At 47.4% G+C, this 15633-nt stretch carries 14 protein-coding genes and 1 pseudogene; 13 read left to right on the top strand and 2 right to left on the bottom strand.

Annotated features, from left to right (window positions below; genetic code table 11):
• Positions 1-87 precede the first annotated feature (87 nt).
• The 7 genes from BLV33_RS17410 (at position 88) to BLV33_RS17380 (ending at position 7973) form a co-directional block, all read left to right on the top strand.
• On the top strand, positions 88-741 hold the full coding sequence (locus BLV33_RS17410; RefSeq protein ID WP_090794444.1) for a hypothetical protein: 654 nt from the start codon (positions 88-90) through the stop codon (positions 739-741).
• Between the two features lie 150 nt (positions 742-891).
• The gene (locus BLV33_RS17405; RefSeq protein ID WP_171909191.1) at positions 892-2385 is read left to right on the top strand and encodes a peptidoglycan DD-metalloendopeptidase family protein; all 1494 of its coding nucleotides are present in this window, start codon (positions 892-894) and stop codon (positions 2383-2385) included.
• A gap of 120 nt (positions 2386-2505) precedes the next feature.
• Positions 2506-3225 (top strand): response regulator YycF, encoded by a 720-nt coding sequence (gene yycF, locus BLV33_RS17400; protein ID WP_090794438.1) that lies wholly within the window; start codon positions 2506-2508, stop codon positions 3223-3225.
• Positions 3226-5070 carry a cell wall metabolism sensor histidine kinase WalK gene (walK, locus tag BLV33_RS17395; RefSeq protein WP_090794436.1) on the top strand — a complete coding sequence of 615 codons (1845 nt, stop codon included), beginning with the start codon at positions 3226-3228 and terminating at the stop codon, positions 5068-5070.
• A complete protein-coding gene (gene yycH, locus BLV33_RS17390; RefSeq protein WP_090794433.1) occupies positions 5067-6344 on the top strand; it encodes a YycH family regulatory protein in 1278 nt (425 codons plus the stop codon). Before walK ends, yycH begins: the two co-directional genes overlap by 4 nt.
• A 13-nt stretch (positions 6345-6357) precedes the next feature.
• Positions 6358-7143, top strand: a complete 786-nt coding sequence (yycI, locus tag BLV33_RS17385; protein ID WP_090794431.1) for a two-component system regulatory protein YycI — start codon at positions 6358-6360, stop codon at positions 7141-7143.
• A gap of 23 nt (positions 7144-7166) precedes the next feature.
• On the top strand, positions 7167-7973 hold the full coding sequence (locus BLV33_RS17380) for an MBL fold metallo-hydrolase (protein WP_090794428.1): 807 nt from the start codon (positions 7167-7169) through the stop codon (positions 7971-7973).
• Here BLV33_RS17380 and BLV33_RS17375 read toward each other — a convergent pair.
• Positions 7942-8151, bottom strand: a complete 210-nt coding sequence (locus BLV33_RS17375) for a hypothetical protein (RefSeq protein ID WP_090794425.1) — start codon at positions 8149-8151, stop codon at positions 7942-7944. The genes BLV33_RS17380 and BLV33_RS17375 overlap by 32 nt on opposite strands.
• A 138-nt stretch (positions 8152-8289) precedes the next feature.
• Between BLV33_RS17375 and BLV33_RS17370 the strand changes: the two genes are divergently transcribed.
• The 3 genes from BLV33_RS17370 (at position 8290) to rlmH (ending at position 10672) form a co-directional block, all read left to right on the top strand.
• Positions 8290-9486: a S1C family serine protease gene (locus BLV33_RS17370; protein ID WP_090794422.1), complete on the top strand. Its 1197-nt coding sequence runs from the start codon at positions 8290-8292 to the stop codon at positions 9484-9486.
• Between the two features lie 104 nt (positions 9487-9590).
• Complete coding sequence (locus BLV33_RS17365; protein WP_090794420.1) at positions 9591-9758, top strand: CxxH/CxxC protein; 168 nt, start codon at positions 9591-9593, stop codon at positions 9756-9758.
• A 434-nt stretch (positions 9759-10192) separates the two neighbouring features.
• Entirely contained in the window at positions 10193-10672 is a 480-nt protein-coding gene (gene rlmH, locus BLV33_RS17360) for a 23S rRNA (pseudouridine(1915)-N(3))-methyltransferase RlmH (RefSeq protein ID WP_090794416.1), read from the top strand.
• A gap of 42 nt (positions 10673-10714) precedes the next feature.
• Here the strand turns inward: rlmH and BLV33_RS17355 are convergent.
• Positions 10715-11080, bottom strand: a pseudogene (locus tag BLV33_RS17355) (transposase).
• Between the two features lie 167 nt (positions 11081-11247).
• Between BLV33_RS17355 and BLV33_RS17350 the strand changes: the two are divergent.
• From BLV33_RS17350 to BLV33_RS17340, 3 genes are all read left to right on the top strand, one after another.
• Complete coding sequence (locus BLV33_RS17350) at positions 11248-13563, top strand: helix-turn-helix domain-containing protein (RefSeq protein WP_090794414.1); 2316 nt, start codon at positions 11248-11250, stop codon at positions 13561-13563.
• A 152-nt stretch (positions 13564-13715) separates the two neighbouring features.
• Complete coding sequence (locus BLV33_RS17345; RefSeq protein ID WP_090794412.1) at positions 13716-14678, top strand: ABC transporter permease; 963 nt, start codon at positions 13716-13718, stop codon at positions 14676-14678.
• Between the two features lie 19 nt (positions 14679-14697).
• A complete protein-coding gene (locus BLV33_RS17340; protein WP_090794409.1) occupies positions 14698-15594 on the top strand; it encodes a carbohydrate ABC transporter permease in 897 nt (298 codons plus the stop codon).
• Positions 15595-15633: the final 39 nt, after the last annotated feature.

Below are 15633 nucleotides of genomic sequence, written 5' to 3'. Positions count from 1 at the left end.
TTTGGCCGATAGGGATTTAATGGCGAGATTTTCGTCCATACTGGAAAAGATAAGCAAGAAATCCAGTTCCCGAGGTGAAGAAAGATCATGAAATTATTCGGTTGGCTCAGCAAGCTGCTCATCAGCACAGTCCTTATTTCGACTTTATCGGTGCTAACCGCCTGGTATGTGGTGAATTTGTACGTGGAGGAGGTTATTCGACAATACCAGCTTCCCGGACTAAGCAAAAAGATTCAATTATCGGATATTGCGGCAAGATTGTCGGATGAGCTGAATAATAATAAGTCCAAAAATAATCATACTGCTTCGTCTGCCACAGTCAAGGGTCTTGATGCCATTCAGGAATCAAGCGCTTCTCCCGGCCCGTCTCCCTCTCAAACACCGAAGGTGAATCCTGCAAATCCTGCGGAAGCCACTCCCGACTCAGCCAAGCCGGATTCGATTGCGGTATCGGGTCAGGTTAAGCAACAGAGTGACAGCAGTAAAACGGGCATACATAAGGACCTTGTCATGTCGAAAGAGGAGTTTGCGAAAAAGAAAGATTTGCTCTCCAGTGAAGACAAGATGAGTATTTTTTCGCTGGTGGTGACGAAGCTTTCCCAAGAGGAAATTCAGCGGTTTTCCACCCTTTTAGAGAATGGGATTACTGCGGATGATCTGAAGGAGATCGATAATATTTTACAAAATAAATTGACGAAAGAGGAGTACCAGCAGCTGCAGAAAATACTGGGAAAATACTAATATCCGACTGAAAATGGCACAAGGTTGAAATGAAGTCTCAAAGTGTGGTAAATTTAACAAAAGCATTTTGTTTCAATCCGTTGTTTTTGGGGTAATTAAATGGTTTTTTATGTATCTTTCGATGCAAAACCGGATAAAGGGAGAAGATTCATGACAGCTTTTCGTATAAAACGCTGGGTCCAGAATCTATTGAAGAGTTTCCAGGCCAAGCGAGAAGTACATGAAACACAAGGTTGGAAGAAACATAGATGGACCCTTTTGATAGGGGCAAGCGCACTTACCTTGGCAGGATCGATCGTAATCGCCGGCAACCAATATGTGGCAGCGAATATGGTAGAGGTTTATCATGTGAAGGTAGATCAAAAGGAGATAGGGATCGTAAGCAATAAACGAATTATAGATGACTATAAAGCAGCTAGACCGATAGAAGTACAACAGCAAAATCCCAAAGTACAAATGGTTATACATTCAGAGAGCATCACAACGGAAGCAGAAACAGCTTTTCATACCCCAACGAATGATCAAGAAGTCATTGCGGCTCTAAACAAACTGCTGGTGCCTCAAGCGGTCGGCGTTCAATTGAAAGTGGATGGCAAGGTCGTGGCTGTCTTGAGAGATAAAACCACGGCAAACGAAGTTCTGGATAAGCTTAAAGCACCATTTAGAGGTGTAGCGAAGGAATCCGGCCAAGTAACAGCTCTTACTGCAGATCCGATTGCCATGGATATCAGCACAGCCCCTTCGGAGCTTGATCAGATTGATTTTGTGCAGGATGTGCAGACGGCAGAAATTCCGCTTCAGACCCAGATGCCGGATAATCCGGATGATGTCGTGAAGCTGCTCCAAACAGGCAATGTACAGCCAACCAAGTATACCGTTGTGGAAGGCGATTGCGTCTCCTGCATCGCGAAGAAATTAAATATCACCAAGCAATTGATATATGATAAGAACCCTTCAACCCTGGGCGATCATTTGAAAATTGGACAAGTGCTGGATCTTACGGTTCTGCAGCCGGCCGTGTCTGTGAAGACCGTTGAGCGAGTTACCCAAAATCAGGAGATTCAGTACGACACCGAGTATGTGATGGACGAATCGATGCGAGCCGGTGAAAATCAACCGATTTCCCCAGGTAAGAATGGACTCAAGAAGGTTACCATTCAATTAACCAAAGTAAATGGAGTTCTCGTAAGTGAACAGCTGCTTAATGAGGAAGTGATTGATAAGGCTGTAGCCGCCAAGGTGAAGAAGGGTACGAAGGTCGTATTGGGCGAAGGATCAGGCAAATTTGCCTGGCCGGTCGTATCCCCAAGCATAACCAGTACATTCGGCTACCGGTGGGGCAAGCTCCACAAGGGCGTCGACATCACGGGAAACAAGAGCATTTTGTCAGCGGATAACGGTAAAGTGGTAGAAACCGGCTATAAAGATGATTACGGCAATTATATTATTATTAATCATATGAACGGGTACCGAACCTTATATGGGCACTTAAGCAAAATCACCATACAAAATGGCGCGATCGTCGAAAAAGGCGAAAAAATCGGAATTATGGGCAGTACCGGCGATTCAACCGGCGTCCATCTGCATTTTGAAATTCAGAAAAACGGCACGGTGGACAATCCGCTGAAATATTTGAACAGATAGATTTAAGAGAGTTGAGGCATGGTCCTATCCGGAAAGGGGGACAATGTCTCTTTTTGCATGAAGTTATGTTAAAATAGATGGAAGGTCCGGATATGGATAATCAACTAGGCGGTGGTCAGTTTGTTTGGCAAAATTCTTGTCGTGGATGACGAACAACCAATTGCAGATATTTTGAAATTTAACCTGGAAAAAGAAGGCTATCATGTCATTTGCGCTTATGACGGCGGCCGAGCTGTGGAGCTTGCGTTCTCCGAGCAGCCGGATTTGATCCTGCTTGACCTCATGCTTCCGGTGAAGGATGGCATGGATGTATGCCGTGAGGTTCGATCGAAGCTGAATACCCCGATTATTATGCTTACCGCCAAGGATACCGAGATCGATAAGGTGCTTGGGCTGGAAATGGGCGCGGACGATTATGTGACCAAGCCTTTTGGCACACGGGAGCTGCTGGCTCGGGTGAAGGCGCACTTGCGAAGACAGACCAAGGTGCAGACTCCGCAGGAGCTTGACGAGCAGCAGCGTCAGGGCTTCAGGATTCATGGACTTTTTATCGATACGGATATGTATATGGTGTATCGTGACGGCGAGCCGCTCGATCTGACGCATCGGGAGTTTGAACTGATCCAGTATATGGCCAAGCACTCCGGGAAAGTGATGACCCGAGAGCATTTGCTTCAAGCCGTATGGGGTTTTGAATATTTTGGCGATGTGCGGACCGTGGATGTAACCATCAGACGGCTGCGCGAGAAGCTGGAGGCCGATCCGAGCCGTCCTGATTATATTGTGACTCGGAGAGGTCTGGGCTATATGATGCGCAGCCCGAAAGCCGGAGGATTTTAAATGAAAGTAATTCGCTTTTTTCAATCGATTCAGGCGAAGCTGATTATTATTTATATCCTGCTTATTCTCATTGCGATGCAGCTGATCGGGGTTTATTTTTACCGGACACTGGAGAGCTATTTCAAGAATGACTTCCTGGATTCGCGCAATAAGCAGGTGACGCTGCTTGCTAAATTCATTGAGACGTCCCTATCGACCAGTCAGGGAAATCAGGATAACTTGACAGCCGACAAAAAAACAGGCACTGATCTCAGCGAGATTACGAACAGCTTGTTTGCCATCGGCAACGCAGAAATTCAAATCATCAACGCCAACGGGTTGGTCATCAGCACCTCGGTGCCTGCCCATCAATCAATCGTCGGGCAGAAGAATACGCAGACCGAGGTCACCCGTGCGCTGCAGGGGATCAAGGATAACCAGCGTATCTTTAAGGATACGGACGGCTATCGCAAGGTGGTCATTGCCAGACCGGTGGGCAGCGGTGTTAAAGTGGTCGGAGCGGTCTATTTGATCGCGAATATGGAGGATCTCTACAATACGCTCGGCAGTATTTTTCGAATCCTCATAACCGGTACGCTGATTGCACTCGGTCTAACTGCTGTTCTGGGCGTTATGTTGTCCAATACGATAACAAGGCCGATTAAGGAAATAACCAAGCAGGTTACCGCTGTAGCGGAAGGAAACTATGACCAGCAGGTCAAGGTGCAGGGCAAGGATGAGATCGGACAGCTGGGGCATACGTTCAATTTTATGATGAATCGATTGAAGGAAGCCCTGTCCTTGAATGAAGAGGAAAAGGAAAAGTTGGCTTCGATCTTGACGAATATGAACGATGGTGTGATTGCGACTGATGAGCTGGGTCGGGTGATTGTCCTGAACCGCCGAGCCAAGCAAATTCTGCAAATCGAGGAGGAGTCGACCCTCGGCAAGGACATTTCGCAAATCCTTGGTATTCCCCGGGAAATGAGCGGTGAATATGTGAGCAGCGTGAAGCATATGACGCTGCTGGAGATTCAGCTTCCTGATGCGGAGGAGCAGCTTTCGGTCAGGGTGACGTTTACTCCCATTCATCGCAGAGGCGAGGGCGTCAGCGGCACGATTGCCGTGCTTCAGGACGTGACGGAGCAAGAGAAGCTTGAACAAGCAAGGCGCGAATTTGTAGCAAACGTATCCCATGAGCTCCGAACTCCGCTGACGACGATCAAGAGCTATCTGGAAGCACTCGATGACGGTGCGATCGAGGACCCGCAGCTGGCGGGCCGCTTTCTCGGTGTGACGAGAAGCGAGACGGAGCGCATGATCCGGCTGGTTACGGATCTGCTGCATTTGTCCCGGCTCGATTCCAATCAAGCCATGATCACCAAGGAATCCACGAGAATCGCGGACATGCTGGAGGAAGTGGCGGACCGCTTTTCATTTCAGCTGCAGCAGCGGGGGATTCGGATTGTGATCCGCATTGAACCTGGGCTCAGCCGGATTATGCTCGATCGTGACAAGATTGATCAGGTGCTGGATAATCTGGTATCGAACGCGATCAAATATACGGCCGATGAAGGCTCTATTCAGATTGTGGCGCGGCCCTTGAATCGAGATTTTCTGGAAATATCGGTGCAGGATACGGGTGTTGGCATTCCAAAGAAGGATTTGGATCGAATTTTCGAAAGATTCTATCGGGTGGATAAGGCTCGTTCGCGCAATATGGGAGGCACTGGTCTCGGGCTTTCTATTGCCCGGGAAATAATAAAAGCCCATGGCGGGACCATCACACTCGATTCTGAGTATGGACAGGGAACTCGAGTATCCTTTACCCTGCCTATCCAATCGGAGGAGAGTGAAGCCATATGATTGAAAAACTTAAGACTTTTGCGCTGGTGCTTCTCATTGGGGGCAGCCTGTTTCAAAGCTATATGCTTGCTTACAGCTCTCCAAATCTGGATCCCGTCTTACAGAGTGATTATGTGCAAACCGAAACCCTGGGAGCACAGAAGAAGCTGGAGGACATGCTTTTCCCGGATCATATTATTGTGCATATGGGAAATAATCAGCATACCGTTTTATACCCTGGCAACTATAGCTACAGATCCCTGGTCGATAATATTAAACAGCGGAGCATCGAAGGCTTTCGTAAAACATCTCAATTCCTCGGCACGATTAACTGGGAAGATGTGAAGAACAAATATCAAGGCGTGGAGTTTCGCTTCCGGGACGGAGTTCCGATCAATGTGCTGCAAAAGCTGTTGCAGGTTAAAGGCGATTTACCCGTTGAAAATGATATCATTACACGTATCTGGATCTTCAAGAACGGCGAAACCGAGGATATCCGCACCTTTCTTTTTACAGATTCGCCCAGCACCATCTATGAGGTGGTTAAAGCGGATTTTACCAGCAAAGATGTGGAAAAATTCGTTTCCAATTACGGCAATGTGTATGATTTGTACCTGCCCGGGAATGGAGACTATTACTTGCCGGTCAAGCCTATTCGCACGATGGTATATACATTCAAGTATAAACGGTTTACCGCCGAGCAGCTCAAACGCAGCCTGTTTGTCGATCCGGGCATTACGAGAAACCTGAAGGAACGCGACGGCTCGGAAATCTATACGGATGCCAAACGCGGGCTGCAGATCAGTAAAGATCAATTGTGGTTTAATTATTCAGATCCTGTGGCGTCGGTGGAGAGCAATATTGATGTCAGGGAAAATCTTCAGTCCGGTGTCCAGTTTGTCAATCAGCATGGGGGCTGGGACGGTATTTATTCCCTTTCGCGCACACCGCTTAGACAGACCTTTTCCAATCAAACGTTTATTTTCAGGCAGTATTATGAGAATTACCCGATTATAGATGAAGGATTTGGTACGATCAAGCTGATTGTGCAAAAAGGGATTGTTTCCGCATATGAAAGATCGATGATTATTCCGGATCCTAAATCGGTTACCCATATAGATGTAACGCTTCCGAGCGCATCAGAGCTTGCGGACCGACTTAAAAATTACCAGAAAGCCTCAAGCATCATTTCGATATTTCCTGCCTATCGACCTTTTATTAAAGAGGATACGGTTGTTCTTGCTCCTGTTTGGGCACTCGAGTTCCGCGATGGAACTGTAGATTTTATACAATAGAGAAGGTGAAACCATGGACTGGGGCCGGGCCAAAACGATTCTGATTCTTTCCTTTTTGTTTCTGAATATGATTCTCGGCTATCAGCTGTGGAACGGAAAATCGAAGTCAACCGAATTGACTTCGGATACGTCCGTTCTCATGGAGGAGCTGAACCAGGTGCTGCGGAGCAAAAATATCCGTATTGCCCATGATGTTCCCAAGGATGTACCGAAGCTTAAAGAGATTACGGTCAAATTTGATGAGAACGTCAAGGCTGCCGAGAAAATTCCTTTGAAAAATTCGACGACAATGGCCAGCATTCTTGCAAAAGGAGCGGGTAAGGACAATCAGGGCAGGCTGGAGATTCCGTTTGTGGAGATGTATCAGTTTGATGCGATCACAAGTCAGGGTGGGGTATACATGCTGAATCAAATGTTTGACATGCTCCCTATGTTCGAGGTTAAATTGGAACTGTATGAGACTGAGGGTAAAATAACCAGTTATCGGCAAGCTTATGTTGAAGTATTATCAGGCGGGGACCAAAAAGAGCAAAAGGTGATTCCTGCTCAGCTTGCGGTTCGCAGTTTGGTGGAAAATTATATATTGGATGGATCCGTAATTACGGACATTCGGTTGGGCTTTCACGGTCAGCTGTACAACTCGCAAACACAGTATATGGTTCCCTCATGGCGCGTTGCCGTGGGGAATGGCGATATTTACTATGTTCAAGCTTTTAACGGTGCGGTAGAAATTCCGCAAAAAGGCGTTGAAGGCATCTCAGACGGAACCGCAACACCAGGAGCAGCGGTCAAAAAGTAAAGCAGCAGCGAAGGAGCAAGCATATGGCAGTCAGGTTTACGGTTTTATCCAGCGGATCCACAGGCAACGGTCTGGTCGTGCAAAACGGTGAGGTGAAGCTCCTCATCGACGTGGGCTTTAGCGCCAAGAAGATGGAGGCGCTCATGCAGGAAAGGGATGTTGCAGCCAGCGAGCTGGATGCGATTCTTGTGACCCATGAGCATTCGGATCATATTAAAGGGTTGGGCGCTCTAGCCCGTAAATATGATCTTCCCGTCTATGCCAATGAGAAGACCTGGGAGGAGCTGGACCGACAGATCGGGGAGATCGCGGAATCCAATAAGCGTGTGATGGAGACCGGCACGATGCAGGATTTTGGCACGCTCAAGGTGGAATCCTTCGGCATTTCCCATGATGCGGCCGAGCCCGTGGGGTATTGCTTTTATGAAGGGGAGCAGAAGCTGAGTCTGGCTACGGATTTGGGCTATATGAGCTCCAAGGTGAAGGAGAAAATCACCGATTCCGACGCCCTCATTCTGGAAACGAATCATGATATCGAAATGCTCAGAATGGGTAATTATCCTTGGAACATCAAACGCCGCATCCTTGGGGATTCAGGGCATTTATCCAATGATGCCGCCGGAGAGGCCCTTGGCGATGTTCTGACCGGCAAAACCAAATCCGTCTACATGGCTCATCTTAGCCGAGATCATAATATGTTGGATTTGGCCAGGCTGACTTTGAATAACTTATTAGAGGACCGGGGAATATCTCTGGAGTCAAGTAAGCTTAAGCTCAAGGATACTTACCATGATCGCTCTACGAGATGGGATTCAACGGGTGAGGAGTAGCGGCTAGATCTAACTGATGGGCTCTAAGGGCCAATTCCTCGGCTGTGATAATGCCTTTATCCATTAAGGTGTCGATGAGCGCCGAGATTAAGAGAGATTGCAGGTAGTGGCTTTCTTTGAGATCAGCTAGCTTGCCGACCAGATTCACTTCATCGAGGGAAGAGGGAAAGGGGTTCATGAACGATTCTCCTTTTTTGAGATACATATTTTAAATACAAGAGTTGCTATATTACTAGTGTAGGCAGGACAGAGGAAAAACATTCCTATTGATTTAATAACGGTGCTGGATCACCGGACAGCGAAGGGAGGGATCAGGATGAGTTTGTTCGATGACGATTTTTATTCGACGAAATCTTCAAAAAAGCAGCGTCATTATGGGTGGAGTCCACGGCGAGGCTTCTCTGGAAGAAGCTTGATGAACAGCCCATGGAAAACCATTCTCTTGGCCGCATTGGGCGGAGCTTTTATAATGATCCTGCTGTTTTGGATATTCGGCGGTTCAAGAGTGGTTCCAACGGCGGCCCCGGCTTTGGCTTCAGTTGATACCCGCTCACTTAGCGGCGATCCATTCGTGGTGGTGGCTGATAAAGTCAAGCCGGTTGTGGTCAGCGTGATCAGTACCAAGAAGGATGATCAGGGAAGCGGTGTTGGGGTCGGTTCGGGTGTGATTTTCCAAAAGAATGGGGGCAGTGTCTATATCCTGACGAACAATCATGTCGTTGAGGGCGCGACTCAGTTTGAGATCGTGACCGCTCTTGGCGAGCATAAGAAAGCGTCTTTGGTTGGGAAGGATCGCATCTCGGATTTGGCTGTCCTAGAGGCTTCGGCTGACGGGGTGAAGGCGATTGCGGAATTCGGGAATTCGGACAATCTCAAGGCCGGAGAATTTGCCATTGCGGTCGGCAATCCACTGGGACTTGGTTACTCGCCAACCGTTACACTCGGCATCATCTCTATTCCCAAACGGACGATTCCTGTTTCCCTCACGCAAGGAGGGGAATACGATTGGGAGATGGATGTGATTCAGACGGATGCAGCCATCAATCAGGGCAACAGCGGGGGTCCGCTGGTCAATATCGAAGGCCAAGTGATTGGCATCAACAGTTTGAAAATATCCGATACCGGTGTAGAGGGACTTGGATTTGCCATCCCGATCAATTCGGCCAAGCCGATAATTGACAGCCTGATCTCGAATCATAAGGTCAAACGGCCGTTGATGGGCGTGTCTACTCAGGAGCTGCAGTCCTTTAAAGGTACGGAAGTTTTAAAACTCCCAGCCGAAGTGAAAACGGGAGTAATCGTGTTCGAAGTCTCGGGACCGGCGAAGGATGCGGGCATTCAGTCGCAGGACGTAATCGTTCAGCTTGACAGCCGTAAAATAGCCACGACCATAGCGCTGCGCAAGTATTTATACTACGAGAAGAAGATCGGCGATCAAGTGAACGTGACCTTTTATCGCGGCGGGAAGAAAATGAATACAACCCTCACGTTGACTGAGGCGGGGGATAAGTGATTGTAGCGAGAGAGTTACTGGAATACGAGTGTATGGCTCACTGAAATTAGAGATAATGTGAAGATAAGAGATTAGAGATAAAGTGGACGAAAGAGGTAGCTTACATGTACGTGGTATGCAAGGAACATCTTGAGATAGCTATTGATCAATTTGTTGATGAATATGAGGAAGCGCCGGACATTGTTGATCTGCAAAAGGTCCATTTTGCCCAGTGGGAGCCTCCCAAGCACTGTGAACATTGTAAGGAGGCGGCTCAGTTTCTGGTTGTGTGAGAGGGGCGAATGCCCTTCTTTTTTGTTGGTTTTGGGGCGGGGAGGATGTGGAAAGGCGTTGGAAAAGGGACTAATGTTACAAGTTAGGTCGAGTTAAGAGGGACATGAGAGTAGATAAAAGGGATAAGTGAGTAGATAAGACAAAAGTGACATTGATCCGTTCAAATTGGGGATCGAGATGCAAAAAGCACATCTAAATCTTATAAGTTGGGAATACTTCGGTGCTGAGATGTAAAACCTGCATTTGGATTTCAGGTTTATGAGGGAATTGAGAGATTTTGGCTGATTTAGATGTAGGTTTTGCATCTTGTACCTACAAAATCAGGCCGATTACGAATTAAGATGTAGGTTTTACATCTGGTTATAGTGCTAGTATGGCAAGGGGTATCCTTATTCGGGATGAGCCTGTGATAATGTGAAGCGGGGTGAGCTGATTGCATATTCAGCTTTTGGCGGTGGGAAAGTTGAAGGAACGCTATCTGACGGATGGGATCGCGGAATACATAAAGCGCCTTGGGCCCTATGCCAAGCTGCAGATGGTGGAGGTGCCTGATGAGCGGGCACCGGAAACGATGAGCCCTGCTGAGGAACAGCAGGTCAAGGGGAAAGAGGGCGAGCGTCTGCTCGCGCAGCTGCGGAGCGATACCTTCGTCGTGGCGTTAGCCCTCGACGGACAGGCGCTCAGCAGCGAGCAGCTTGCGCAGCAGCTCGACCAGCTGGCCATCTATGGGCGGAGCCAGGTGGCCTTTGTCATTGGCGGCTCGCTCGGGCTCTCGAGCGAGGTGTTGGCCCGGGCGGACATGCGGCTGTCCTTTGGCCGCATGACGCTGCCGCACCAGCTGATGCGGCTGGTGCTGGTGGAGCAGATTTATCGAGCGTGCAAGATCAATCGGGGGGAAAACTACCACAAGTGATTTCGCCTTACGTGTGATACGGCTACCTTGCAGCAATCTTACTTAGAACCTCATTACCTCTCGGTTGGCGAATTGTGGTTTTGCACAGCCACGATTCAATTTTTTGAACCCGTGTCCAACAAAACCATACTTAAATGTATACATGGCACCCAGATAGTTCTTTGAGGCACCTACAGAATGTGCGGCTTCTGTTAATGCAGATTTCAAATATTTGTTTCCTTTTTTTCCTTTAGAAGACTTCCTTTTACCTGCGCTCTCATTATGTCAAGGTACGAGTACTGCCCAGGAACAAAAGTGAGCCGCACTTGGAAATTGGTTTTTAATATTTGTCCCTACTTCAGCTAGGATTTGTTCAGTCATTCGAGTGGCAATTCCAGGTATAGAATCTAATCGCTCAACGTCTTCCAGATGCTCTTTTCCTACCTTTTCGTGCTACATGGCACCCAGATAGTTCTTTGAGGCACCTACAGAATGTGAAGGGTGGCATTGAAAGCAATTGACTGCAAATTTATTATATTATACCATTAATCAAAACGTAGGAATCTGCCGGAAAGTCAGAGAAGGGGCTGTTGAAGATGAGGGTAAGGCCGCTTTATGCCGTCATGGGGAAACACCATTTATTTGTTCGCCTGTTGATGCCCTACATCTTTTTTATGATCCTTGCCTTGCTGTTAGGCTGGCTGCTGTATTACAGAACCTTCAACCTGCTGGAAAATGAAGCAACCCGGAGCAATTTGCTGCTGCTGGAGCAAGTGAAGGATATGCTGGATCGCAGGCTTTCTGAAATCGATACCATCGCAAGGCAAATCACGAACGAGCCCCGTGTTATGAGCTTCCAACAAGTCGAGAATCCGTTCGACGGGCCCAACACCTACCGAGTGATAGATATGCAAAAGGGACTGCATAATTATAGTGCCTCGAATAATTTTGTAATCGATTACTTTCTGTTGTTCAAAAAAAGCAATTTGGCCGTATCCTCGAATTCCACCCATGAAATTCCCAGTTTTTACCAGCGAGTTTTGATGTATGACAATATGGATTACCGGACATGGTATGAGTATTTCGTGGGCATTTTCCATAACAGGCAATTTTTCCCGGTCCATAATGTAACTCTGAGAGGCAAATCGTCTTCCATGTTGACTTATGTTAAGACTTTGGGATACCCTTGGTATCCCACCGGAGCGCTCGTCATTCTCATTGATAACAAGGACATGTTGAAGCCGTGGGATAGCATTGATACCTCCGATGGCGGTTGGGCTTGCATTCTTGACGAGAAGGGTCAAGTACTAAGCTCTTTCGGAAACAAGGAGCTTGTCCCCGACGCGACGCTTATGAATCAAAGCAAGGGCATCATCGGGCCTTCCCGCGATACAAAGCAAATGCTGATTACTTACACCAAATCATCCTATAACGGTTGGACTTATATCGTGGCGCAGCCTCCCCATATCGTGCTCCAGAAAGTCATTTACATCAAAAAAATTACATTCACGGTGGTATTCCTCTTCTTGGGACTGGGCGTCCTGTTGGCCTATTTGTTCGCTTATCGAAACAGTAAGCCCTGGACGCGCATCCTAAACACGATCAAGGAAAGATTCAGCGGGGACAGTACGGGGAGCGAAGATCCATACGGCTTCGTACAGAGTACTTTAACCAGGTTGATTGATAATAATTACGAACTGGGAGAAAAAATCGAGAGGCAGGCCCCTTTCCTGAAAGCTACAATTTTTGACGGTCTGCTGAAAGGCGACTTTATGATCGGCAAAGGCGTCAAAGACATTGAGGCGCTCCTGAAGTATCAAAAGATGGATTTGGCGGGCAGCTCGTACATGGTCGCGATACTGCATTTTCGGTACAAGAAAAATGACCTTAGTTCGGACGTTCTTTATGAATTGGATGTCAACCGGGTCCTCGTGAAAGAAATATTGCGAAATACCGCAGGAAACGATGCTTATTCCCATGATGTGTCCGAGGATTCACTCGCTCTGCTTTTCCTCAATCGGACAAACGACCAGCTGAAATTTCGCCCCCATGTGGAGCAAATCCTCCACGAGGTTTTGATTAATTTCCGCACCCAATTGGAAAATCCTTTATCCGTCTCCGTGGGCGGCATCTATTATTCTCTGCTCAACGTATCCCGATCTTATGAAGAAGCCAGACAAGCCATGAACCTAAGCATTTGGGGATACGCTCCTGGGATCGTCTGGTTCACTGATCTGCCCAAGCTAAGACAAGGTTACTATTACCCCGGGGAGGTGGAAAGCCGGCTGATGAATTATTCCAAGGCGGGCGACCGGACCGGAACGAACAAATTGCTTCAGGAGCTGCAGCTCGAAAATTTGAAAGACCGGAACTTGTCCCCTTCCATGCTGAATCTGTTCCTGTTCGAAATGCTGGGCACCTTGGTGAAAGTGAAAGAACAACTGGGATTGGAAGACGAAGCCGATGTAAAAAAGTGGACCCTCCGTATCCATTCCGAAGAGGACTCCCATCAACTGCTTCAATCCTTCACCGACGAGTACGGCAAAATTTGCGATTATGTAAACGAACGTAAAAAAAGTCAAAACGTACATTTGATCGAGGAAGCCCTCCATTGTGTCCATTCGTCTTATATGCTGGCGGATTTGAGCTTGGAGCTGCTGGCGGAAAAGCTTAACGTTTCCAAAGTGTATCTGTCCCAATTTTTCAAGGAACAATCCGGTGTGAATTTCTCCGATTATTTGGAAGGACTGAGGATGGATCGTGCGAAGGAGCTTCTTCGCACGACGGATCTGCCCATCAAAGAAATTGTCGACCTTACCGGTTATTACTCCTCCAATACGTTCGGAAGGGCCTTCCGACGTATCCATGGGATCAGTGCAACCGAGTACCGGAGTTCCTTTCAGCTTGAATAATCCGTATTCTTAACAAATGCACTCCCACTAAACAAATGCACATCCGGCATCTTAACGATTGCACCTTCCGGTTTTCTTATCCTCTTTACTTCCCCAAGCGCTGATGCTACTTTCGGTATAGGCAACCAATAAAACCGAAAGGAGGTGCGAATATGGAAGCGGCTACACAACAGACCCGGCAACCGGCCCCCCTCAAAGCGAACCTGGCCACCTCGTGGTTCAAAATGCGCAAAGCCTGGCAGTTGTACGTCCTGCTTGCCCTGCCGGTGATTTATATCATCGTGTTCAAATATGTACCGATGTATGGGGGGCAAATCGCCTTCAGGGACTACATCGTGACCAAAGGAATCTGGGGCAGCCAATGGGTAGGCTTCAAACATTTCAACCGTTTCTTTCATTCTTACGAATTCGGAAGATTGATGGGAAACACCTTGCTTTTGAGTTTTTACAGTATCGTCGCAGGATTCCCGTTTCCGATTCTACTGGCTTTGAGCTTGAATTCCGTGCAAAAGCAATGGTTCAAAAAATCGGTGCAGATGATCACGTATGCCCCCCATTTCATATCGGTGGTCGTCATGGTCGGTATCATTCTGGAGATGCTCGATACCCGGCACGGAATCGTCAACATCTTGATGAAATCGATAGGAATGACTCCAATTAATTTCATGGGGAGACCCGAATTTTTCAAGTCTATTTTTGTATGGTCCGGAATTTGGCAAAGCGTCGGGTTCAACTGTATCATCTTTTTGGCGGCGCTTTCAAGCATCGATCCGTCTCTTCACGAAGCGGCTGTCATGGACGGCGCCAGTAAAATGCGGAGAATATGGCATATCGATCTCCCCGGAATCATGCCGGTTACCATGATTTTGCTGATACTCAATACCGGTTATATCCTCGATATCGGTTTTGAAAAAGTGATCCTGATGCAAAATCCGCTGAACTTGCGCACTTCGGAAATCATCGATACGTATGTGTACAAAGTGGGCCTTGTTTCCCAGGCCATGAATTATTCGTATTCTGCCGCCATCGGCCTGTTCAAATCCGTGATCGGACTGCTTCTTCTGTATTTGGTCAACAAAATCGCCCAGAAAACAAATCAAGCCAGTTTGTGGTAGAGGAAAGGCGGGCAAGACGATGGAATATTCCCACATCAAAGAATCAAGCAGTGACCGAATCTTTTCGATTGTCAATTACGCGATTTTGCTGCTGTTTCTACTGACGATTTTGTACCCGCTCATTTACATTGTAAGCGCTTCATTCAGTGATCCATCTGCTGTTATCGCCGGCAAGGTCAGATTGTGGCCTATCCATCCGACCCTGGCGGGATACGAGGCCGTATTTAAACATAAGTTGATCTGGTCCAGCTTCCGGAATACGATATTTTACACCGTATTTGGCACCATCATCAACGTGATCATGACTCTTCTGGCCGCTTATCCTCTGTCCAGGAAAGACTGCTACGGCCGCAATGCCGTGATGATGCTGTTTGTCTTTACAACGTTATTTTCCGGTGGGTTGATTCCAAGCTACCTACTGGTGAAAGACCTTGGCATGTTGAATACGGTCTGGGCTATGCTGATTCCCGGGGCTATGTCCATTTGGAATGTAATTATTACGAGGACTTATTTCCAGACCACCATTCCCGAAGAGATGCTGGAAGCGGCGCAATTGGACGGCTGTAACGATTTTAAGTTCGTTTGGAAAATCGTTATTCCCCTGTCCGGACCCATTATTGCAGTCATTACTTTATTTTATGCGGTAGGACACTGGAACCAGTTTTTCAGCTCGCTCATCTATTTGAAGAAACAAAGCTTGTATCCGCTACAGTTAATATTAAGGGAAATTCTTATTCAAAACGATGCCAATGCGCTTATGTTGTCGGATGTTAAAGAAGAAGCCCAAAAAGAAGCGCTCCGAACCTTGTTGAAATATTCGTTGATCGTGGTCTCCACTTTCCCATTGCTGATCGTTTATCCTTTTGTGCAGAGGCATTTTGTCAAAGGCGTTATGATTGGATCATTAAAAGGTTGACCGTTTCATTACATGTTACATTAGGAGGAATCCAACTTG

The sequence above is a fragment of the Paenibacillus sp. GP183 genome, from assembly GCF_900104695.1.
Lineage (GTDB): Bacteria > Bacillota > Bacilli > Paenibacillales > NBRC-103111 > Paenibacillus_AI.
This window is presented reverse-complemented; position numbering and strand designations above follow the sequence as displayed.